Origin of the sequence: Bradyrhizobium sp. Ec3.3, assembly GCF_000472925.1 — a bacterium.
In the GTDB taxonomy this organism is placed as follows: Bacteria; Pseudomonadota; Alphaproteobacteria; order Rhizobiales; family Xanthobacteraceae; genus Bradyrhizobium.
The window spans coordinates 13,733-33,244 of sequence record NZ_AXAS01000040.1 but is presented as its reverse complement, the minus strand read 5'-3'; the positions used below and the strand labels follow the sequence as shown (position 1 = coordinate 33,244).

Annotated in this window: 22 protein-coding genes; 7 read left to right on the top strand and 15 right to left on the bottom strand. The window is 64.2% G+C overall.

Annotated elements, in window-relative coordinates:
• Positions 1-35 precede the first annotated feature (35 nt).
• Entirely contained in the window at positions 36-272 is a 237-nt protein-coding gene (locus YUU_RS0130445; protein ID WP_027525759.1) for a hypothetical protein, read from the top strand.
• A 9-nt stretch (positions 273-281) separates the two neighbouring features.
• On the opposite strand, the gene YUU_RS0130440 is transcribed toward YUU_RS0130445, so the two are convergent.
• The 5 genes from YUU_RS0130440 to YUU_RS0130420 form a co-directional block, all read right to left on the bottom strand.
• On the bottom strand, positions 282-629 hold the full coding sequence (locus tag YUU_RS0130440; protein WP_156944590.1) for a hypothetical protein: 348 nt from the start codon (positions 627-629) through the stop codon (positions 282-284).
• A 24-nt stretch (positions 630-653) separates the two neighbouring features.
• The gene (locus tag YUU_RS0130435; protein WP_027525757.1) at positions 654-1,448 is read right to left on the bottom strand and encodes a pentapeptide repeat-containing protein; all 795 of its coding nucleotides are present in this window, start codon (positions 1,446-1,448) and stop codon (positions 654-656) included.
• A 133-nt stretch (positions 1,449-1,581) separates the two neighbouring features.
• Positions 1,582-2,310, bottom strand: a complete 729-nt coding sequence (locus YUU_RS0130430) for an ABC transporter ATP-binding protein (protein ID WP_027525756.1) — start codon at positions 2,308-2,310, stop codon at positions 1,582-1,584.
• On the bottom strand, positions 2,300-3,037 hold the full coding sequence (locus tag YUU_RS0130425) for an ABC transporter permease (protein ID WP_027525755.1): 738 nt from the start codon (positions 3,035-3,037) through the stop codon (positions 2,300-2,302). Before YUU_RS0130425 ends, YUU_RS0130430 begins: the two co-directional genes overlap by 11 nt.
• Before the next feature lie 2 nt (positions 3,038-3,039).
• Complete coding sequence (locus YUU_RS0130420) at positions 3,040-4,020, bottom strand: ABC transporter substrate-binding protein (protein ID WP_035663749.1); 981 nt, start codon at positions 4,018-4,020, stop codon at positions 3,040-3,042.
• 86 nt (positions 4,021-4,106) lie between these two features.
• Between YUU_RS0130420 and YUU_RS0130415 the strand changes: the two genes are divergently transcribed.
• Positions 4,107-4,466: a hypothetical protein gene (locus YUU_RS0130415; protein ID WP_027525753.1), complete on the top strand. Its 360-nt coding sequence runs from the start codon at positions 4,107-4,109 to the stop codon at positions 4,464-4,466.
• Positions 4,467-4,586: 120 nt separating this feature from the next.
• Here the strand turns inward: YUU_RS0130415 and YUU_RS0130410 are convergent, their stop codons facing one another.
• Together YUU_RS0130410 and YUU_RS0130405 are read right to left on the bottom strand one after the other, a co-directional pair.
• On the bottom strand, positions 4,587-5,411 hold the full coding sequence (locus YUU_RS0130410) for a quinoprotein dehydrogenase-associated SoxYZ-like carrier (RefSeq protein ID WP_027525752.1): 825 nt from the start codon (positions 5,409-5,411) through the stop codon (positions 4,587-4,589).
• A gap of 49 nt (positions 5,412-5,460) precedes the next feature.
• A complete protein-coding gene (locus YUU_RS0130405; RefSeq protein WP_027525751.1) occupies positions 5,461-6,387 on the bottom strand; it encodes a quinoprotein relay system zinc metallohydrolase 2 in 927 nt (308 codons plus the stop codon).
• A gap of 144 nt (positions 6,388-6,531) precedes the next feature.
• On the opposite strand from YUU_RS0130405, the gene YUU_RS0130400 reads away from it, so the two are divergent.
• Both YUU_RS0130400 and YUU_RS0130395 read left to right on the top strand, forming a co-directional pair.
• A complete protein-coding gene (locus YUU_RS0130400; protein ID WP_027525750.1) occupies positions 6,532-7,416 on the top strand; it encodes a substrate-binding domain-containing protein in 885 nt (294 codons plus the stop codon).
• Between the two features lie 24 nt (positions 7,417-7,440).
• The gene (locus YUU_RS0130395) at positions 7,441-8,004 is read left to right on the top strand and encodes a PQQ-dependent catabolism-associated CXXCW motif protein (protein ID WP_027525749.1); all 564 of its coding nucleotides are present in this window, start codon (positions 7,441-7,443) and stop codon (positions 8,002-8,004) included.
• A 20-nt stretch (positions 8,005-8,024) separates the two neighbouring features.
• Here the strand turns inward: YUU_RS0130395 and YUU_RS0130390 are convergent, their stop codons facing one another.
• From YUU_RS0130390 to YUU_RS0130365, 6 genes are all read right to left on the bottom strand, one after another.
• Complete coding sequence (locus tag YUU_RS0130390; RefSeq protein WP_027525748.1) at positions 8,025-8,327, bottom strand: copper-binding protein; 303 nt, start codon at positions 8,325-8,327, stop codon at positions 8,025-8,027.
• Positions 8,328-8,465: 138 nt separating this feature from the next.
• Positions 8,466-9,080 carry a hypothetical protein gene (locus tag YUU_RS0130385; RefSeq protein WP_027525747.1) on the bottom strand — a complete coding sequence of 205 codons (615 nt, stop codon included), beginning with the start codon at positions 9,078-9,080 and terminating at the stop codon, positions 8,466-8,468.
• Positions 9,077-9,928, bottom strand: a complete 852-nt coding sequence (locus tag YUU_RS0130380) for an ABC transporter permease (protein ID WP_027525746.1) — start codon at positions 9,926-9,928, stop codon at positions 9,077-9,079. The genes YUU_RS0130385 and YUU_RS0130380 overlap by 4 nt, the downstream gene beginning before the upstream one ends.
• Complete coding sequence (locus tag YUU_RS0130375; RefSeq protein ID WP_027525745.1) at positions 9,925-10,734, bottom strand: ABC transporter ATP-binding protein; 810 nt, start codon at positions 10,732-10,734, stop codon at positions 9,925-9,927. The genes YUU_RS0130380 and YUU_RS0130375 overlap by 4 nt, the downstream gene beginning before the upstream one ends.
• Positions 10,731-11,675, bottom strand: a complete 945-nt coding sequence (locus YUU_RS0130370) for a YVTN family beta-propeller repeat protein (protein ID WP_245288139.1) — start codon at positions 11,673-11,675, stop codon at positions 10,731-10,733. The genes YUU_RS0130375 and YUU_RS0130370 overlap by 4 nt, the downstream gene beginning before the upstream one ends.
• 223 nt (positions 11,676-11,898) lie before the next feature.
• On the bottom strand, positions 11,899-13,095 hold the full coding sequence (locus tag YUU_RS0130365) for an ABC transporter substrate-binding protein (RefSeq protein WP_027525743.1): 1,197 nt from the start codon (positions 13,093-13,095) through the stop codon (positions 11,899-11,901).
• A gap of 129 nt (positions 13,096-13,224) precedes the next feature.
• Here YUU_RS0130365 and YUU_RS0130360 point away from each other — a divergent pair, with 129 nt between their 5' ends.
• Complete coding sequence (locus YUU_RS0130360; protein WP_027525742.1) at positions 13,225-13,728, top strand: DUF3280 domain-containing protein; 504 nt, start codon at positions 13,225-13,227, stop codon at positions 13,726-13,728.
• A gap of 85 nt (positions 13,729-13,813) precedes the next feature.
• Here YUU_RS0130360 and fghA read toward each other — a convergent pair whose 3' ends face one another.
• Both fghA and YUU_RS0130350 read right to left on the bottom strand, forming a co-directional pair.
• Positions 13,814-14,659, bottom strand: a complete 846-nt coding sequence (gene fghA, locus YUU_RS0130355) for an S-formylglutathione hydrolase (protein WP_027525741.1) — start codon at positions 14,657-14,659, stop codon at positions 13,814-13,816.
• Positions 14,660-14,737: 78 nt separating this feature from the next.
• A complete protein-coding gene (locus YUU_RS0130350; protein WP_027525740.1) occupies positions 14,738-15,358 on the bottom strand; it encodes a response regulator transcription factor in 621 nt (206 codons plus the stop codon).
• A 200-nt stretch (positions 15,359-15,558) separates the two neighbouring features.
• On the opposite strand from YUU_RS0130350, the gene YUU_RS0130345 reads away from it, so the two are divergent.
• Positions 15,559-16,923, top strand: coding sequence for a histidine kinase (locus tag YUU_RS0130345; protein ID WP_027525739.1), 1,365 nt, complete (start codon positions 15,559-15,561; stop codon positions 16,921-16,923).
• A 197-nt stretch (positions 16,924-17,120) separates the two neighbouring features.
• Positions 17,121-19,511 (top strand): TonB-dependent receptor, encoded by a 2,391-nt coding sequence (locus YUU_RS0130340; RefSeq protein WP_245288138.1) that lies wholly within the window; start codon positions 17,121-17,123, stop codon positions 19,509-19,511.
• Position 19,512 lies beyond the last annotated feature (1 nt).

The window sequence follows — 19,512 nt, the reverse complement described above, 5'->3', positions numbered from 1 at the left end:
ATGCTATCTCTTGGCGACTATGAGGGATTTCAGGCATGAATCCGATTGATCTGATTGTGACTGTCTGCGCGGTGCTCTCGCCGACCACCTGCGAGGAGCAGCACCTGGTGTTCGCCTATGGCGGGTCACCGAGGCAGTGCGCCATGGCGGCGCCGCCCTATATCGCGCAATGGGTCGGCGAGCATCCGAAATGGCAGGCCGTGCGTTGGCGCTGCGAATATCCGCACAGCAACGACAAGGCGGAGGCGGGCGGAGCAAAGCCCGCCGCCTGAGCCGCCGTGCTATTTGGTACAGTCCTTCAGGTCCTTGTCGGCAATCGAGAACACCGCGTCCGCCCTGATCTCGATATCGCGCACGACGCAACTCCGTGAGTTGGGGTAGCTGACCTTGGCGTCGTAGCGGCCCGGCTCGACGCCGGTGATGCGCAGCCGCTCGTCATGGTCGACCTCCTTGTCCTTGTCGTTCAAGGTCTGGTTCGGTCCCCATTCGGTCTTGCCGGCAGGCGAGAGCTGGAAGCCGGAGATGGTCTCCGAGGTCAGATTCCAGAGCCGGACGCCTTTGCCCTTGCCCTGCGCGGCAGCTTCGCCGGCGCATGCCACCACCACGATCAAAGCCAGACACCAACGCATCATCAGCCGCTCCTCCTCATGCCGTCATTCTCTGATGACGCGCTCGACGTTCCTTGCCTTGTCGAAATTCTTCGCGCGGTCAAGTCCGATCGGTGCGACCAGCCTGGTCGAGACGAGATCGGCGCCCTCGAAATCGGTGCCGATGACGGTCGCGCCACTGAGATCCGCGCCGCCGAGCTGGGCGCTTTTGAGCGAGGCGCCGGTGAGGTCGGCGCCCTTGAGTACGGCGAATTCGAGATCGACGCGCGAGAGGTCGGCGTTGCGCGCGTTCAGCCCCGAAAGCTTCGCCGAGCGCAGCACCGTCCGCATCAGTCCCATCGACTGGTTGCGCATATCGGCGCCGAGCTGCGCGTCCGCGATGGAGGCGCCAATGAGGCTTGCACCGGAAAGGTCGGCGGCGATGCGCGCACTGGTCAGATCGGCGCCGTCGAGATGCGCGCGCGCCATCTGCGAGGCGAACAGATTGGCGCCCTTCAGGCTTGCCCCGGTGAGGTCCGCCTCCAGCAACCAGGCCTGATCGAGGATCGCGCGATCCAGCCGCGCGCCAGCGAGCTTCGTCTTGTTGAGCCGCGCGGCGCGGAGGATGGCGCCGGACAGGTCCAGCCCCGAGAGATCAAGGCCGGACAGCCGCTTGCCGGTAAAATCGGCCGGCGCGGCCGCATTCGCTTTCGCCAGCACGGCTTCGACCTCCGGCCTCGTCATTTCGGCCGACGTCATCGCCGGCGAGGTGAGGTCGAGGTCGCGCATCATGTCTTGCGCGTTTGCCGCAGACGCGACAAGCGCGAGGCCGAACATCGTCAGGGCGACCGTTCGCTTCATGATCAAACTCCGCCGCCGGCTTGTTTAGCACGCCAGAGCATGATCCGGAAAAGTGGGAAGCGGTTTTCCGAAAAGATCATGCTCCAACAATTACCTAAAGCGCGATCTTATCGCGCTTTAGCAAAGCGGCCGCCTATGAGACGTCGCGCCCGGCGCGCTCGCCCTGCGTTCGCCGCACCAGGCCGGCCTTGATCGCGGCGATCTCGGCCTCGCCCCGCGCGCCGCGGGGGATGCCGATGGGCACCTCGGCCAGCATCCGTGCCGGCCGCGGCGACAGGAAGAACAGGCGGTCGCCGAGGCGCACCGCATCGTCCAGGCTGTGCGTCACCAGGAGCGTCATCACCGGCCGGCTTGCGACCAGCGTTGCAATCTCCTCGCGCAAGCGGCCGGCCAGCGCGTCGTCGAGCGAGGCGAGGGGTTCGTCGAGCACCAGCAGGTCGGGCTCGACGGCGAAAGCGCGGGCGAGCGCGACGCGGCGCGCAAGCCCGAGCGACAATTCGCCGGGATAGTGGCTGCGATGCGCTTCCAGCTCGAGGATCTTGAACAGCTCGGAAAGCTTGACGTCGTCGACCTCGGGAGCCGCCAGCCGCACGTTCTGCTCGACCGAACGCCACGGCAACAGCCGGGGCTCCTGGAACACCATGCCGATGCGGGCGTTCGGCGGGCGCCTGATGTCGCCCCGGAAATCGCGGTCGAGACCCAGGATGATGCGCAGCATCGTGCTTTTGCCGCAGCCGGACGGGCCGATCAGGACGCCGACCTCGCCGGCGCCGAGCGAGAACTTGACCGGCGCGAGCACCTCGTGCGTCCCGCCCGCGGCGCTCGTGAAGGTCTTGCCTAAAATGTCGACTTCAAGCCGCACGGGGCCGCCACCGGGTTGAGCGGGTTTCAAACGGCTGCACCAGCAGGGTCTCGATGACGAGCACGACGGCCGCAAAGGTCAGCGAATAGGCGAGCAGGCGCGGCGTGTCGAACAGCTGGAAGGCGACGCCGATCTCGAAGCCGACGCCGTTCGGCCGTCCCAGGAGTTCGGCGACCAGCACGATCTTCCAGACCAGCGACAGGCCGGAGCGCGCAGCGGCGGCGACATAGGGCGCAAGCTGCGGCAGCACGACGTGGCGGAAGGTGCGCCAGCGCGACATCGCGAACACCGTCGCCATCTCGTCCAGCGAGCGGTCAAGCGCCCGCGTCCCCTCTCGCAAGGTGACCACCGCGGTCGGCAGCTTGTTGATCGCGATCGCCGCGATGGCTGCGGCTTCGGTGAGGCCAGCCCAGATATAGGCGAGCACGATCACGACTAGCGCGGGCAGGTTGAGCAGCAGGATCAGCCAGGGATCGCCGAGCCGGTCGGCGAGCCTGTTGCGGCCCATGAGATAACCGATCGCGCTGCCGAGCGACATCGCCAGCACGAAGGCCAGTATGACGCGCGCCAGCGTCGCTCCGAGATGCAGGAACAGCGCGCCGGAGGCCGCTTCCGCGATCATCACGTTGAGCACCGCAGGCGGCGAGGGCAGTTTTGCCCCGCCGACGAACAGCGCGGCGATCCACCAGATCGCAAGAAACAGGGCAAACGAGACGAGACGCAGCAACCTCAGTCTCCGCCGGGTGCGTGATAGAAGGTGCCGGGATCGAGCTCCGGTGCCGGCCCGACCAGCTCACGGCCGCCGACCTCGGCCAGCACGCGATAGAGCACGCGCGCATCGGCCTCTTCGTCGTCAATGTTCCGGTGCGGGATGCCGTCGCGATAGCGGTTGCGATAGGCCTGCAGCAGGGCGGGATCGCTGGTGCCGGTCAGCGGTGCGACCTTCTCCCATGCGGCATCCGAGGTGGTCAGTAGCTCCTTGGCCTTGCGTGTCATCGCGATGAAGCGCGCCACGACGTCACGGTGGCTCGCCGCCCAGCCTTCGTCGAAGACGTAGCCGACTGCCGCGACCGGTCCCTTGGCGCCGAGATTGGGCAAGATCTCCTCGATGCCGGCGAGGCGGCGAAAGCCCTTGGCCTCGAGCTGGGCGCAGAAATTCCAGAAATTGAGGCTCGCATCCATCTCTTCGTCGAGTGCCTTGGCGGCGAGCAGCGGCGGGGCGCCGTAGACGATGCTCGCGTCGGACTTGAGGTCGATGCCGTCCTGCTTCATCCGCGCCTGCAGCAGCAGCCAGCTCTTGTCGATGGCGCCGCCGGCAACGCCGAGCTTGCGGCCCTTCAGGTCCGCAAGCGTCTTGATCGGCGAAGAGGCAGGCACCATCACCGCGCCGAGCGCGCTCGAATAGGGATAGAAGGTCAGCTTGGCGCCGAGCGCGCGCTCGCGCGACACCCACAGCCAGTCCGACAGCATGATGTCGGCATTGCCCGCGCGCATCGCGATTTTGCCGGCCTCGGTGCTCGCGAGTTCGGTGACCTCGAGCGAGAGATTGGCGGCCTTGTCGAGACCCTGGTCGCGGATCGCAGCCAGTTCCCAGGAGAAGGTCCCGGTTTTCTGCACCGCGAGGCGGATTGTGTCCGCAGCGTGGCTGGTCCCGCCTTGCGTCAGCGCGAGAGCAATCGATACGGCCAATGTTCGAACCAGGCGTCCCATCACTTCCAGGCCATTTCCATAAGACGTGTGCTTTTCAGAACCATAGGCATAGCATAGTTTCCATCGCAACCAGCGGGAGGACGGCCATGATCTCAGCACGACAGCTACGACCGATTGTCGCCGCCCTAGCCGTGCTCGCCGCCACCGCGATGGCGGCGCCGGCCGAGGAGGCCAATGATTATCCGACCGCGGCACGTGCCGAATACGTCTATGGTTGTATGAAGGCCAATGGCGAGACCCGGCAGGCGATCGAGCAATGCTCCTGCTCGATCGATGTCGTCGCCTCGATCGTGCCCTATGAACGATATGTCACCGCAGAAACCGCGCTCAGCATGTCGCAGGTACGTGGAAACCTCGGCGCCCAGTTTCGCACCTCGGAGCAGGCAACCTCAGCCGTCAACGATCTCCGGCGCGCGCAGGCCGAGGCCGAGGTGAGGTGTTTCTGATGACTCCGTCATTCCGGGGCGATGCGAAGCATCGAACCCCAATGCGCAATTGCGCATTGTGGAATCTCGAGATTCCGGGTTCGGTCCTGCGGACCGCCCCGGAATGACGGAGATCGAAAGTCACATCCCCGGCTTCTCTACATCCCACTCGTTCCGGAATACGTGTCCGTCCGTATCCGTCGCCTCTGCGCGAAAATGTTTTGCGCCAGTGGAGACGTAGGTGAAGCGGATGTTGGGATCCTCCGAGATCGAGATGCCGCCTTCCACTGCGAGCACGAGGCTGTCGTCCTGCCAGAGCCTGAGCTGGTTGACGAAGAACGCAGGGATATAGAGCTGCGTGACCTGATCCATCTGCAAGCCGGAATTGTTGGGATGGCCGATCATGATCTGCGCCTCCCGGATCCGGCTGGCGGGCGCTTCATCCGCGCGGGCGAATTGCCGGTAGCGCATCTGGCCGAGCCGATTTTTGGCTTCCTCGGCGTTCTTCGCCGCCGGTGCGGAGCAGCCGCCGGACGCTTTCACATAGGTCTTGCTCACATAGAGCTGCCCGTCGCTGAGCTCGGCGACGGCGTGGACGTCGGTGTAGTTGTTGACCCGCACGCGCGTTGAGATCTCCGAGACATTGGCATCCAGCCCGAGCTCGAACCTCGCCGCCATCGGCGCCGGGTTGCGGTCGATCACCAGCGTGATCGCGCGGATGCGCCTGTTGTCGCCGGGCGAAAGCTTTGCGCGCAGCGTGACCGGCACGATGGCCGCATCTTCCGCACGGTAAGGCATCTCGATGCCGATGACGTCGTTGCCGTCGTTCAACGGGCGGTTGTTGAAGATGTCCTGCACGAGGCCCGGCCAGGGATCATAGGCCTCTTCAGTGCGCGCGGGCGTTGCCGCGAGCGCCATGCCGAGCAGTGTGGCCGCAAAGGTCAGGCGAAGCGAATGTTTGATCATGCGCGCGGCTCTCGCGTGGACGAAGCAGGGCGGTAGCGTAGCGCGAGCGCTACTCCCATTCAATTTCCGAAAATGCTGCGGTTGCGTTGCGCGCATTGTAATCGTCGAACAATTGCCAGCGCCCACGCTCGCTTGCGCCTGCCTTGTCCGCAGCCGCCCTGATCGGCTCGCCCTTCTGATTGAGCGCGCGCACGTCGGCGAGCAGGGTTTCGAGATAACGGCGCTCATCGGCGAGCGCTGCGGGCCAATCGCTCACGGGACCGTGACCGGGAACGACGCGCTGCGCCGGCAAGGTTTCGATCTGCCTGAGCACAGCGAGCCAGCCGCGGATGCTGCCGTCCATCACCGGAACATGGCCGAGGAACACGAGATCGCCGGCAAACAGCGTCTTGCTCGCCTCGTCCAGCACCGTCAGGTCGTTGTCGCTGTGTGCGGCCGGCCACGCCCGCAATACGAGACTACGCGATCCGAGGTCTAGCCGCATTGTGTCGGTGACGAGCAGCGTCGGCGGCACGATCCTGACGGGTTCGATCAGCTCCGCGCCCATGGTCCGGCGGAAATTGTCCAGATAAAACGTCCCGCGTGTCGCAAGCGCCTGCGGGAGCTTCGCATGGCCAACGAAGCTCGTGCCCTCGTGGGCGAAGGCTATATTGCCGAAGATGTGGTCGGGATGGCCGTGGGTGTTGATGACGTAGCGGATCGGCTTGTCGGTCCGCGCCCGTACCGCGGCAAGCAGTGCCGCGCCCTCGCGGACGCTGCCGCCGGTGTCGATCACCGCGACCGCGTCCTTGCCGATGACGAAGCCGACATTGGCGATCGCACCCTCATTCTCGGAGTTCATCAGGGCAATTGCCCCGGCGTGCACGAAAATTCCGGGGGCGACTTCGCTCACAGGCAATTCAGGTGGGATTGCGCGTGCTAGCGTCGAGAGTCCCAGCAGGGCAAGCACCGCGATCAGCCGAGCGACATGCGCCATCTTTACGCCTCAGTTCCGAACATCGCGCGGCATTGCACTGCAACAAGTCGAGTCATCAAGCGAAGTCGGCAAGAACCTTCGCCAACCATGGCGCGTAACGTGATCCATGGATAGCATTCAATCAAGAAAACAGGAGGAAGCGCGATGACGGAGGCCGGACGACATCGTCGCTGGTTGTTCTCGATGTTGGCGATTGCTGCAATATCTGTCGCTGATGGCGCCGCGCGCGCACAGACCACGGACAGCGGCGATCTTTCGTTCGAATTGGTCGATCCAAAAGTGCTGCGCGTCTGCGCCGATCCGCGCAACCTGCCGTTCTCCAACGAGAAGGGGGAGGGCTTCGAGAACAAGCTCGCGGAATTCTTCGCCGAAAAACTCCAGAAGAAGCTCGACTACGTCTTCTTCCCGCAGGCGACCGGCTTCGTGCGCATGACGCTGGGCGCGCATCGCTGCGACGTCATCATGGGCTTTCCGCAAGGCGATGATCTCGTCCAGGGCACCAATCCCTATTACCGAACCTCTTATGCGCTGATCGCCAAGCCCGGCAGCGGGCTCGAGGACGTCGATACGCTCGAGGACGAGAGGCTGAAGGGCAAGCACATCGGCATCATCGCGGGCACTCCGCCGGCGACCAACATGGCGATCGCGGGCCTGATGGCGAACGCAAAGCCCTATCCGTTGATGATCGACACCCGCTTCGACAATTCGGCGCAGGCGATGGTTGACGATCTCAATGCCGGCAAGATCGATGCCGGCGTGCTGTGGGGCCCGATGGCCGGCTTTTACGCCAAGAAGGCCGCGCAGCCGCTCCATGTCACGGCGCTGGTGAAGGAAACCACCGGGCCAAAGCTCGTCTATCGCATCGGGATGGGCGTGCGCCCCGCCGACCAGAACTGGAAGCGGCAGCTCAACCGGCTCATCCAGGAGAACCAGGCCGAGATCAACAGGATTTTGGTCGATTTTGGCGTGCCGCTGCTCGATGAGAGCGACCGCCCGCTCGGCGCGGAGACTGCCAAGAAGTCGCCATGACGAAATCGCCATGAGTACGTTCTCATGAGGCGGCATCTTGCCGCTGCGCTCGTTGCCGCAGCGCTCCTCGCGCCGGCGCTTGCGCAGCAGCAGGAGCCCTTTGAGCCGGAGGGTTATCGCACCGACAACTACCGGGCGCCGGTGCCGGCGACGCTCGCCGGCGCGCGCGTGCTGACGACGGCGGAGGCGGAAGCGATCTGGCACGAGAAGAGCGGCGCCTTCATCGACGTGATGCCGCGCCCGCCGAAGCCCAAGAATCTTCCCGCGGGCACGATCTGGCGCGATACGCCGCGCTTTGACATCCCCGGCAGCATCTGGCTGCCGGACACCGGCTATGGCGCGCTGCCGCCCGCGATGGAGGACTATTTCCGCCGCGGCCTTGAACGCGCCTCGCACGGCAGCAAGTCGGCGTTGCTGGTCATCTACTGCCTCGCCGACTGCTGGATGTCGTGGAACGCGGCCAAGCGCGCGCTCGGCTATGGCTACGCCAACATCGCCTGGTATCCCGAGGGTACCGACGGCTGGGAACGCGCCAGGCTCATGACATCAGAGACACCGCCGGAGCCGCGGCCGGATGAAGGCAAATAGCAGGTGCGCGCGAGGCGCCGCTACTTCGCCTTTTGCAGCTTGGTGATGGTTTTGGAGCCGTTGGCGTCGGTGGAGAAGCTCACACGATCGCCGGCATGGACGCTCTCGAGCATGCCTGCATCCTTGGCCTTGAACTCCTGCACCGGGCCCGTCGCACCGCCATTGGCGCCGACCGTGCCGCCTTGCACCTCCTGGATCGAAATGGTGCTGTTGAGCCGGTCGATCTTGGTGATCATTCCGTTCATGTTGTCTTCGGCGATGGCCGCCGAGGCAAGCAAGCCGATGGCCGCAGCGCTGGCGAGAAGGAGTTTTGCTGTTCCCATCGAGGCCTCCCGACGTCTAGGTTTCATTTCGACAAGACATCTTAAATAGATTTGGTTCCGGCCGACAGTGTGGCAAAGGTTCACGATTCCCGCTGGGCAGCGGGAACCCTGTTCGCGCAGGCGTCAACGAGACTGACGCTATTCCATTTCCTGCTGGATCACGCGTCCGAGTGCGAACAGGCGCTGGTCGATTGCCGTCGGCACCTCGCAAACGAAGCGGACCACCTTGCGGCGGTCCTCGAAGATGCGGGTTTCCCAGATCAGCTGATTGGACAGCGCGTCGACCTTGGCCTCGTCGCGCGGCGTTGCGCCCTGCAACCTCTGGAGCTCGATGGTGTCGTCGCGGACCTTATCGGCGGCCTCGCGCTGCTTGCGACTGACCCGCTCGAGCCCGTTCATCACCGAGGAGCGCTGGGCGTTGAGCGTGTCGAACAGGCCGGCGAACAGGAGCTTTGCGTTCATGGTCTTGTCGGAGGCGGAGCTTGCCAGAAACTCCTTCACCGATTTCTCTGCATCATCCAGTGGCGTCTTGCGCGCCGATAATTTTGAGACCAGCGCGCTCACCTTGGCATTGTCCTTCCACTTGTCCTGGACGTCGTCGAGCGGCGGGCCGGCCCAGACCGCGGCGAGCGAGACTTCCGGGACTTTTGCCTGCGTGCAGGGCCAGTCGGGATAGCGCGGATCGGCCGCCTGCGAGGCCGCGGTCGATGCCGCGACCGCCAGGACGGCTATGGTCACGATCCGGAATCTCATCCTTCGCCTCCCGCGGGCCCGCGTCGGCCCAGCCCTCGCGACGGATCATAGGCATAGATCGCGCCGATCATGAAGACGATTGTGCAGGTCGCGACCACCGCCAGCGAGATCCAGTTGATCTGCCCATAGAGCGCAAAGCGGATCAGCTCGACCGCGTGGGTGAACGGATTGGCCTGGCAGACATAGTAGAGATACGGGCTGCCTTCCTGCACGCGCCACAGCGGATAGAGGGCTGATGAGGCAAAGAACATCGGGAAGATCACGAAGTTCATCACGCCGGCGAAATTTTCGAGCTGCTTGATGCCGGAGGAAATCAGCATGCCCAGCGAGCCCAGCATCAGGCCCGACAGCACCAGCGCCGGCAGCACCGTGAGATAGCCGAGCGGCGGCGGCGTGATGTCCCAGGCCCAGGCGATGACCAGGAACGCGTAGACCTGCAAGAGCGACACCGCGGTGCCCGCGAGCAGCTTGCAGAACAGCAGGAACCAGCGCGGCAGCGGGCTCACTAGGAGCGTACGCATATTCCCCATCTCGCGGTCATAGACCATCGAGAGCGAGGACTGCATGCCGTTGAAGAGCTGGATCATCGCCATCAGCCCGGGCGCGATATAGACCTCATAGAGGATGTAGGTCTCGTAGGGCGGGATGATCGAGATGCCGAGTACCTGACGAAAGCCGGCGGCGAAGATGAACAGCCAGACCAGCGGACGCACCAGCGCGGAGACGAAGCGCTCGCGCTGGTGCAGGAAGCGCAGGCCCTCGCGCCAGACGATGCCGGTGAGGCAGGTCATGTAGGCCGAGAGCGGGAAGCCGCGTGGTGTGGCGTCGCGCGTGGTGATGCTGCTCATGCGCCGCCTCCCGGCATCGTCTGCGCCCCGGTGAGGCGCATGAAGGCGGAATTGACGTCCTGCGCGCCGGCCTCGGCGATCACGCGGCCGACCGGTCCCTTCGCCAGCACCTTGCCCTGATGCAGCACGACGAGGTCGTCGCTCGCCGTGATCTCGTCGAACAGATGCGTGGCCCAGAGCACGCCGATGCCTTGTTCGGTCACGAGCTGGCGGACATGGCTGATGATGTCGGCGCGGGCCTTGACGTCGAGGCCGACGGTCGGCTCGTCCAGCAGCAACAGGCGCGGCCGGTGCAGCAGCGCCCGCGCGATCTCGAGCCGTCGCATCTGCCCGCCCGAGAGATCGCGCACCTTGTTGCCGGCGCGGTCGGCAAGACCGATGCGACCAAGCAGCTCTGCGCTACGCGCGGCCGCCTCGCGCCGGCTGATGCCATGGAGCGCGGCGTGGTAGAGCAGGTTCTGCGTCAGCGACAGGTCGAGGTCGAGCGTACGCGGTTGGAACACGACCCCTAACAGCCGCAGCGCCTCACCGGGATTTTGGCTGATGTCATGGCCGAAAATGCCGACGTAGCCGGTCTGGATCCCGAACAGGCGGGTGATCAGAGAGAACAGCGTGCTCTTGCCGGCGCCGTTGAGGCCGAGCAGTGCCGTGAAGCTCGCAGGCTGAACCGTGAAGGAGACGTCGATCAGCGCACGGCGCGGGCCATAAGCGTGGCTGATGCCGTCGATCGACAGCGCCGGCACTGCGGCCGCCTCTAGCCGGGGCGCGCTTTCGGTCGAGGCGGCGATCGGTGCAGGTGTCGTCATGGCGCGATCGTAATGCCCCAGGGCAGTTCGCCGACCTGAATGGTCTTGATCACCTTCTGCGCTGCGACGTCGATGACCGAGACGTCGTTGGATACGCCATTGGTGGTGAGGAGATATTTTTCATCCGGCGTGAACGCCATGTGCCAGACCCGCTGTCCAACCAGGAGATATTTCGTCACCTTGCGCGTGGCGGTGTCGACCACGGCAATGCGATTGGCGGGCCCGAGCGCGATGAAGGCGGTCTTGTCGTCCTTGGTCATGCCGATGCCGACCGGCTGGATCGCCTCGCGTCGCAGGCCGGGGATCTCGAAAGTGACCTTGCCGATCACCTCGCGTTTTTTGGGATCGATGATCGAGACGGTGCCGCCGATCTCCGAGGAGACCCAGAGCTCCGAGCTGTCGTGCTTGAACTCGGCAAAGCGCGGGCGCGCGTCGACCAGCACGTTGCCGACGATCTGGCGCGAATCCGTGTCGATGAAATGCGCCATGTTGGTCGTTTCCGACGTGTTGATCAGCGTCTTGCCGTCGGGGCTGATGGTCATGCCCTCCGGCTCGACGCCGACCTGGATGTCGCCGATCCGCGCGCGCTTCTCCAGATCGATCACAGTGACCGTGTTGTCGTTCTCGTTCGCGACATAGAGCACCTTGCCGCTCGCATCCTGGGTGAACAGCTCGGGGTCGGGGCCGGAGGGCAGGGTGTCGACGATGCCTTGCGTCTTGGCGTCGATCACCTGGATGGTGTCGTCGTCACCGACCGCGACCATGACGAATTTCCCGTCGCGCGTGAACTCGATGCCGCGCGGGCGCTGGCCGACCTTGATGGTCTTGGTCACCGTCCAGCTCTCGGTGTCGATCACCGTGACGGTGTTGCTCTTCTCGTTCGAGACATAGGCGATGAACGCATGTGCCGGCGCGGCGAGAGGCCAGATCAGCAGGGCCAATAGCAACCAACCACGCGATATGCGAACGCCCTCTCCACGGGCTCGATTCACCTCCCCCGCTTGCGGGGGAGGTCGCGTCGCTTCGTAAGATGCGATGCGGGTGAGGGCTCGTTCCTCTAGGGGGTTCTTTCTTGCGGAGACACCCTCACCCCAACCCTCTCCCGCAAGCGGGAGAGGGGGCGCGGCGTCGTTGTGGCGGTAGCCGGATTTCATCTCATGTTGCTCACTTCAACTTGCATTTGCTCTCCGGGCGATCATAGCCGAGCGTATCGAGCTCGGAGACCTGGTGCAAAAAACCTTCCTGCGGCGACACCGAGACCACCATGCGGCCGTCGACCAGCAGGATCGGCTGGCGGAGCTGCAAATTCCAGTCGCGCAAGGTCAGTCGCGTGCCCTTGAAGGCGGCGACGGAAAAATCCGGCCCTTTGATGAAGTCGGTGACTTTCTTGACGTCGCCGGAATTGGTGCGCGAGGTCGCTTCGCCGATCATGCGCGCTGCGGTCCAGGCCTGCATGTCCAGCGCGGTCATGCGCCGCGAATTCAGCTTCATGAAGCGGTTCTGCATCTGGATGGCGCCCCACTGGTCCTGCGCCGCATCCCAGCTGCGTGGAACGAGGCCGGCGGAGCCGGCGACAGGACGGGGGTCCCAAGTACGATAAGGCAGGTAGGCACCGAACACCTCGCTCTCGTCGGCGGCGACCAGCACGTCATACGCAGGGGCCTGCTGCGTAAAAACGGGCATCTGGCGCTGGATCAGCGTCACGCCGCTATCGGTGCGGCGCGCGCCGCCGGTGTCCTCGAAGGTACGCTCCTGCACGATCTTGGCGCCGAAGCGCGTGGCGGCGCGGCGCAGCGCATCGGCATAGAGCTTGTCCTCGTCATGCGAGCCGACCACGAGCAGCCAGCGCGACCAGCGCTTCCACACCAGATATTGCCCGAGCGCATCCGCCAGCATCGCGCGCGTCGGCGCCACGTGGATGACATTGGCGCGGCAATCGGTCTCGCGCAGCCGCTCGTCGATCGCACCAGCGTTGAACAGCAGCGTGCCGTGATCGCGCAGGCCGTCGGCGACCTTCAGAAGCCCGTCCGCCGGCAGGTCGGCGATAATGAACCCGTTGTGCTCGGCGAGCGCGGTCGCGGCCTGGACCGGATCCTCGCCCTCCTTCAGGCGATGCTCCTCCAGCTTGAAGCGCTGGTTGAGGAATTTGCCGGTGGTATTGTTGTCCTCGACCGCAAGCCGCGCGCCGGCGACGCCGTCATTTTCGGCGGGCTGCTCGACCAGCGACAGGGTCGATCTGGTGCCGGCGACGCCGAGATAGCCGATCCCGATCTCGGTGGGCTCGGCCGCGAGCGCCTGCGTCGCCGCAAGACCAGCGCCAACAAGACTGACGCCGATCAGGCCGACCAACCATCGGATCATGCTTCCTCCTTGTCGTCCTCCCCGGCTTAGGTATCGGTAGAGGTATTTCCCGCCTTGAAACATGACCGATTTGGCTTAGCTTGCAACCCCGCATTTCGTCGTCGCGACACGAGGGAGCAGGTCACGATCATGCGAGCGCTTTTGCTGGCCGGCTTATTTGTGTTGACTGGTACGGCCGCATTCGCCGATCCGCCGAAACTTGCGGTGTTCGATTTCGAGTTGATCGACACCAGCCTGCCGGGGGAGTTCTACGGATCGAAGCCGGAGAACGAGCGCATGCTGCGGATCAGCGATCAGTTGCGCAAGGAACTGGCACAATCGGGTAAGTTCCAGGTCGTGGATATCGCGCCGGTGAGTGATGCGGCCCGGCACAGCAATCTCCAGGCTTGCGGCGGTTGCGACGTCAAGCTGGCGGGGCAGTTGGGCGCCGATCTCGAAATCACCGGCGTGGTGCAGAAGGTCTCGAACCTGATCCTCAACCTCAACATTTACCTGCGCGACGTGCACACCGGAAATCTCGTGACGGTGGCCAGCGCCGACATGCGCGGCAATACCGACGAATCCTGGTCCCGCGCCATGAGCTACCTGATCCGCAACCGCCTCCTCGCCCCGAACTACGGCAAGCCGGAGTAGAGGAGCTTCTTCGCGCCCCCGGCACCGCTGAACCCGCTTCGCCACCTTCTCCCGCAAGGGAGAAGGGAAAGCAGCATGCTCCACCTTACGCCGTCAATCTCGCCGCGTGCCAGTGCAGGTGATCGCTCATGAAGGTCGAGATGAAGTAGTAGCTGTGGTCGTAGCCGGGCTGTCGCCGCAGCGTCAGCGGGATATTCGCCTTCGTGCAGGCGGCCTCCAGCAGCTCAGGGCGAAGCTGCTCCGTCAAGAAGTTATCGGCATCGCCGTAGTCGACCAGAAAGCCCGAATATTTCGCGCCGTCCTCGATCAGCGCGACGGTGTCGTGCGCGCGCCAGGTGTCCTTGTTGGGACCGAGATAGCCGGTGAGCGCCTTGGTGCCCCAGGGCACTTGGGAGGGCGCGACGATCGGCGCAAAGGCGCTGGCGGCGCGATAGCGGTGCGGATTGCGCAGCGCGACCGTCAGCGCGCCGTGGCCGCCCATCGAGTGCCCCATCACCGATTGACGCTTGGCATCGACCGGAAACGTCTCCGCGACAAGCCTCGGCAACTCGTCGGTGACGTAGCTCCACATGTGATAATTGCGTGCGAACGGCTCCTGCGTCGCGTCGACATAGAAGCCGGCTCCGAGGCCGAAATCATAGGCGTTGTTGGGGTCACCGGGCACGTCAGCGCCGCGCGGGCTGGTGTCGGGCGCGACGAAGATCAATCCAAGCTCGGCGCAGGCGCGGCGGAACTCGCCCTTCTCGGTGACGTTGGCATGCGTGCAGGTGAGGCCGGAGAGATACCAGACCACCGGCAGCTTTGCGCCGTCCTCGTGCGGCGGCACATAGACCGAGAAGGTCATGTCGGTCTTGGTGGCGCTGCTCGCATGGCGATAAACGCCCTGCACGCCGCCGTAGGATTTGTTGGTCGAAACAGTCTGGATCGTCATGCCGAAAAACTCCGTGGCGTCTCGCCACATCAAGATTGCAACGCGTATGTGACCGAATTTTTGCGAAAGCGTGCTTCGTCAGGCGACGCCGCTGTCGATCGCCAGTCGCACCAGCTCGACCGAGGTCTTCACCCCGAGCTTCTGGCGCATGATCGACGATGTGTTGGCGACCGTCTTGTAGGAGGATTGCACCAGCCAGGCGATCTCCGAGAGGCTCTTGCCCGCGCTCAGTAGCCGCAGGATCTCCATCTCCCGCGCGTTCAGCTTCGACAACGGATTCTGCGCGAGCTGGGGCCCGGCGAACGCGATGCTGCGGGCGATCGCGCTCGGCAAATAGGTTTCGCCCTTGCCGACGGCGCGGATCGCCTCGACGAGGTCGTTGGGATCGCCGGTCTTGGAGACGTAGCCCTTCGCGCCGCACTCGATGGCGCGCGCGGCGAAGGCCGGATCGTCGTTCATGCTGAACATGATGATGCGGGCGTCAGGTGCGCGATCGAGGATGCGGCGCGCCAGCTCGAAGCCCGAGACGGTCGGCAGGTTGATGTCGATCACGCAGATGTCGGGGCGCTCGACGATGAACACGCACTCGCCGCTTTCGGCGTCGGCGGCTTCCAGAATATCGATCTCGCCTTCGTCGGCCAGCACGGCACGGCAGCCGGAGGCGACGATAGGATGATCGTCAACGATCAGAATGCGCATAGGCGTTCCCCGCGACAGCCATTCGCGCCTTTGGTTTTTGCGTCGCATGAGCCTCCGCAACGGTAACGCTCGCAACGAACGTCCCGCGTCGGACCATGCAACCCGGCCGAGATTGCTGTACGGTTCGGATTAGATATCGGGCGCTTTGGTCATGTCAACGCTCCCGATGAACGAACCTTCGCGGGCAGCGGGCGAAAGCAATGTGGCAAAATTTATCCTTGCGCGGGCGCATCAATCTCCTGCTGGCGCTCGTGCTGGCTTTGGGGCTTGGCGTCAATATCGCGCGGCAGGTCGCAGAGGCGGGGCCGCGCGTCCAGGCGGAGGACCAGAGCGTGATCCGGCTGGCGCGCGAGTTCATCGAGATGATCGTCGCCGAGCTGAAGGAGGCGCCCGATCCCGACGCCAGGCTGAACCAGATCGCGCACGACCTCAACCGGAAGCGCCACATCAGCATCGCGCTGCGCGATGCCGCGGGCAACGCGTTGACGCCGCCGCGCGCCGGCGAGGATGATGATGCGCGGGCGCCGCCGGCCTGGTTCGTCAGCCTGGTTCATCCCGAGCAGACCGCGGTCAGCGTCCCCGTTTCGATCCACGGCAATCCGGGCTCGCTGGTCATCACCTCACATCCCAATGACGAGATCGCCGAGATCTGGGACGGCATCGTGACCCAGCTCGAGATCGGCTCGGCGATCGCGCTGGCGCTCTTCCTGGTGACCATGACAGTCGTCAGCCGCGCGCTGAAACCGCTCGAATCCCTCTCGCAGGCCATGATCGCGCTCGAAGCCGGCCGCTATGACGCGCGCGTCGCGCCCGGCGGCGCGCCGGAGCTCGCTGCGATCTGTACCCGGCTCAACCACCTTGCGGCGACGTTGGGCGAGGCGGTCGAGGAGAAGCGACGCCTTGCCGAGCGCGCGGTGTCGCTCCAGGACAGGGAACGCAAGGAGATCGCCCGCGAACTTCACGACGAGTTCGGGCCCTATCTGTTCTCGCTGCGCGCGCATGCGAGCGCGCTGGCAAAGCTCTCTGAGGCGCGCGAACTGAGTGCCGAGACGGTGCGCAAGCATGGCGGTGCGATCCTGGAGCAGGTCAACGCGCTCCAGCAGTTCAACCGCCGGGTTCTGGAGCGCCTGCGGCCCGTGGGCCTTGCCGAGCTCGGCTTGCGGCAGGCGCTCGAAGCGCTGTCGCGGCTGTGGCGGGAGTCGCATCCCGACGTGCGGATCGAAACCACGATCTCGCCCGAGCTCGGGGTCACCGGCGAGACCGCCGATCTCACCATCTATCGCATCGTGCAGGAGGCGCTGACCAACGTGTTCCGTCACGCGCGCGCGACCTCGGTGAATGTCACGATCGAGCCGGCCGAGCTGCCCGGCGTCGCGCGGGAGGGACGCGGCTGCGCACGCGTGCGGGTCTGCGACAACGGCCGCGGCATGGAGGAGGGCCAGAAGCTCGGCTTCGGTCTCGTTGGCATGCGCGAGCGGATTCTCGCGCTCGGCGGCACGCTCAACGTCGCATCCAGCGAGGGCGGCGTGACGGTGGAGGCGCTGATCCCAACGGCGGCGAGTTGAGGATCGGGAATAATTCCCGATTTCGTCGGGAAATATGGTGCCGATACCGCCCGACCTTTTGTAGCTGGCGCGTTTCGCTCTTTGACCTGTATCCTTCACGTCAAAACCGGCGGGGACAAATGAGCCGGAACATTGCGCGTGGAGACGTGTCGACCATGGGGGTTCGTGGGCTGGTTATACTTTCAATTTTTACGGGAATGGTAGTTGGTACCGACGCAGCTTTCGCACAGGACGAGGAGACCAACGTTCAGAACCTGCCGGCCGTCGAGGTGACGGCACCGCCGCAGACCAGCGCCAGGCGCGCGTCCCCTCGGGCGAGACCCACGATCCGCGTGGCAACGCGTCCCCGGACCAGGGTTTACGTTTATCCGACCTCGCCCGGCGCCTCCGGCAGCATCGAAGTTGACAAGATTCCAGCCAGCATCAATGCGGTCGATTCAAACCAGATCAGCCGCACCCGCTCGCCGGACATCGCCGTTGCCCTGCAGCAGTACGTGCCTGGTCTCAGCATCAATGAGGTGACCGGCAATCCATTCCAGCCCGATGTGCAGTTTCGCGGCTTCGTCGCTTCACCTCTGGCCGGCACGCCGCAGGGCTTGGCCGTCTATCAGAACGGCGTGCGCATCAACGAGGCCTTTTCCGATACTGTCAATTGGGACCTGATCCCGACAGCCGCGATCCGATCGGCCCTGGTTGTGACCAACAATCCCGCGTTCGGTCTCAATGCGCTCGGTGGTGCCATCGATCTGCAGATGAAGAACGGCTTCAACTATCACGGCGCCGAGATCGACGTCATGGGCGGCTCATTCGGTCGCATCTATGGCTCTGCACAATGGGGCAAGCAGGTCGACAACAACTGGGCGGTCTACGGAGCGCTTGAAGGCATTCACGACAATGGCTTCCGCAATTTCTCGTCGTCGGACGTCCGGCGCTTTTTTGGCGATGTCGGGTATCGCTTTGAAGGCAACGAATTCCACCTCAACATGGGCCTCGCCAACAATTCCCTGGCCGGACCCAGCACTGTTCCGGCCGAGTTGCTCCAGCAATATTGGGGCGCGACCTACACAACGCCACAAACCACTTCCAACAAGGTCGGTTATCTCAACCTGACCGGCAAGGTGGAGGCGACGCCGACTTGGACCTTTGAAGGCACGGCGCATGTGCGGCGCTTCAGCCAGAACACCGTGGACGGAAACCCGACCGATACGCAGCCCTGCGGAGCCGATCCAACGCTCTTGTGCTTTGGCAATGATACGACCCCCGCTTTTGGCCTGAATGGCGCTCAGCTCGTCAATCCCTTTGCGCCGGATGCCATACTCGGCGAGATCGATCGCACCAGCACGCGATCGACCACGTTTGGCGTATCCGGGCAGGCAACCAACAGCGATCAGTTGTTCGGTCATGAGAACCGCTTCGTGATCGGCGCAAGCTATGATGTCAGCAGCACCCGCTTTACCGGTAGCGCCGAATTGGCAACCATAGGCACGAACTATGTCGTCACGGGCAGCGGCATATTTCTGGGCCAGTCCGGAGTTCCGACATCAATCGGTCCGGTGTCGCTTCGCACCGTCAACCAGTATCAGGGACTTTATGCGCTCGACACGTTCAACGTGGACGATCGCTTTGCGGTGACGGCAGGCGGGCGGTTCAATGCGGCCCGTGTCACGCTGATGGACCAGCTCGGCACCGCGCTCAATGGCGATCATACCTATGATCGATTCAATCCGGTCGTCGGCGGCACCTACAAGATCACGTCGGAAGTGACTGCCTATGCGGGCTATTCCGAAGCCAACCGTGTGCCGACGCCGCTTGAACTCGGGTGCGCCGATCCGACGAGGCCGTGTGTCATCGGGCAGTTCTTGATTGCCGATCCGTCACTGCAGCAAGTTGTCTCCAAGACCGTGGAAGCGGGCTTCCGCGGCACCAAGGAATTGAACATCGGCTCGCTCGGCTGGAAGATCGGCGCCTACCGCGCCACCAACTACAACGACATCCTCGCGACCCCAATTCCGGGGCTGACGGGATTCGGCTTCTTCCAGAACGTCGGCCGGACGCGCAGACAGGGTATCGAAGCCGAGGTGAGCCTGAAATCGAATGCGATTCAATTCCAGGCGAGCTATGCGTTCCTGGATGCGCGCTTCCTCGATGCGCTGCAGCTTGGCTCGAACAGCCCGTTCGCCGACGCCGACGGCAATATCCAGGTTCTGCCGGGCAACCACATTCCGCGCCTGCCGAGCCACCTCGTCAAGGCCAGCGTTGAATATGCTGTTACCGACGTTTGGAAGGTCGGGGGCGATGCGCTCTTTGTCTCAAGCCAGTATTTCGTCGGCGACGAATCCAACCAATTCCCGAAGCTGCCGTCCTATGCCGTGTTCAACCTCCACACCTCTTACCAGGTCACCAAGAACCTCCAGATCTACGGTCGCGTCGACAACGTCTTCGACAACCGTTACTCGACGCTCGGTACCTTCTTCGACAGGGAGGCACTGCCTAATTTCGCCAACGGCGGCAATCCTTTCACCGATCCGCGCTCGCTGAGCCCGGCAAGGCCGCGCGCCTTCTATGCGGGATTGCGCGCGACGTTCTAGG

What these genes read in the sequence shown, in the direction of transcription:
- YUU_RS0130410 (WP_027525752.1), bottom strand. Translation starts at nt 5,411, where the DNA reads ATGATCAAACATTCGCTTCGCCTGACCTTTGCGGCCACACTGCTCGGC.
- YUU_RS0130360 (WP_027525742.1), top strand. Translation starts at nt 13,225, where the DNA reads ATGCGAGCGCTTTTGCTGGCCGGCTTATTTGTGTTGACTGGTACGGCC.
- YUU_RS0130345 (WP_027525739.1), top strand. Translation starts at nt 15,559, where the DNA reads ATGTGGCAAAATTTATCCTTGCGCGGGCGCATCAATCTCCTGCTGGCG.
- YUU_RS0130350 (WP_027525740.1), bottom strand. Translation starts at nt 15,358, where the DNA reads ATGCGCATTCTGATCGTTGACGATCATCCTATCGTCGCCTCCGGCTGC.
- YUU_RS0130405 (WP_027525751.1), bottom strand. Translation starts at nt 6,387, where the DNA reads ATGGCGCATGTCGCTCGGCTGATCGCGGTGCTTGCCCTGCTGGGACTC.
- YUU_RS0130380 (WP_027525746.1), bottom strand. Translation starts at nt 9,928, where the DNA reads ATGAGCAGCATCACCACGCGCGACGCCACACCACGCGGCTTCCCGCTC.
- YUU_RS0130400 (WP_027525750.1), top strand. Translation starts at nt 6,532, where the DNA reads ATGACGGAGGCCGGACGACATCGTCGCTGGTTGTTCTCGATGTTGGCG.
- YUU_RS0130435 (WP_027525757.1), bottom strand. Translation starts at nt 1,448, where the DNA reads ATGAAGCGAACGGTCGCCCTGACGATGTTCGGCCTCGCGCTTGTCGCG.
- YUU_RS0130440 (WP_156944590.1), bottom strand. Translation starts at nt 629, where the DNA reads ATGCGTTGGTGTCTGGCTTTGATCGTGGTGGTGGCATGCGCCGGCGAA.
- YUU_RS0130420 (WP_035663749.1), bottom strand. Translation starts at nt 4,020, where the DNA reads ATGGGACGCCTGGTTCGAACATTGGCCGTATCGATTGCTCTCGCGCTG.
- fghA (WP_027525741.1), bottom strand. Translation starts at nt 14,659, where the DNA reads ATGACGATCCAGACTGTTTCGACCAACAAATCCTACGGCGGCGTGCAG.
- YUU_RS0130390 (WP_027525748.1), bottom strand. Translation starts at nt 8,327, where the DNA reads ATGGGAACAGCAAAACTCCTTCTCGCCAGCGCTGCGGCCATCGGCTTG.
- YUU_RS0130445 (WP_027525759.1), top strand. Translation starts at nt 36, where the DNA reads ATGAATCCGATTGATCTGATTGTGACTGTCTGCGCGGTGCTCTCGCCG.
- YUU_RS0130415 (WP_027525753.1), top strand. Translation starts at nt 4,107, where the DNA reads ATGATCTCAGCACGACAGCTACGACCGATTGTCGCCGCCCTAGCCGTG.
- YUU_RS0130395 (WP_027525749.1), top strand. Translation starts at nt 7,441, where the DNA reads ATGAGGCGGCATCTTGCCGCTGCGCTCGTTGCCGCAGCGCTCCTCGCG.
- YUU_RS0130340 (WP_245288138.1), top strand. Translation starts at nt 17,121, where the DNA reads ATGGTAGTTGGTACCGACGCAGCTTTCGCACAGGACGAGGAGACCAAC.
- YUU_RS0130375 (WP_027525745.1), bottom strand. Translation starts at nt 10,734, where the DNA reads ATGACGACACCTGCACCGATCGCCGCCTCGACCGAAAGCGCGCCCCGG.
- YUU_RS0130365 (WP_027525743.1), bottom strand. Translation starts at nt 13,095, where the DNA reads ATGATCCGATGGTTGGTCGGCCTGATCGGCGTCAGTCTTGTTGGCGCT.
- YUU_RS0130385 (WP_027525747.1), bottom strand. Translation starts at nt 9,080, where the DNA reads ATGAGATTCCGGATCGTGACCATAGCCGTCCTGGCGGTCGCGGCATCG.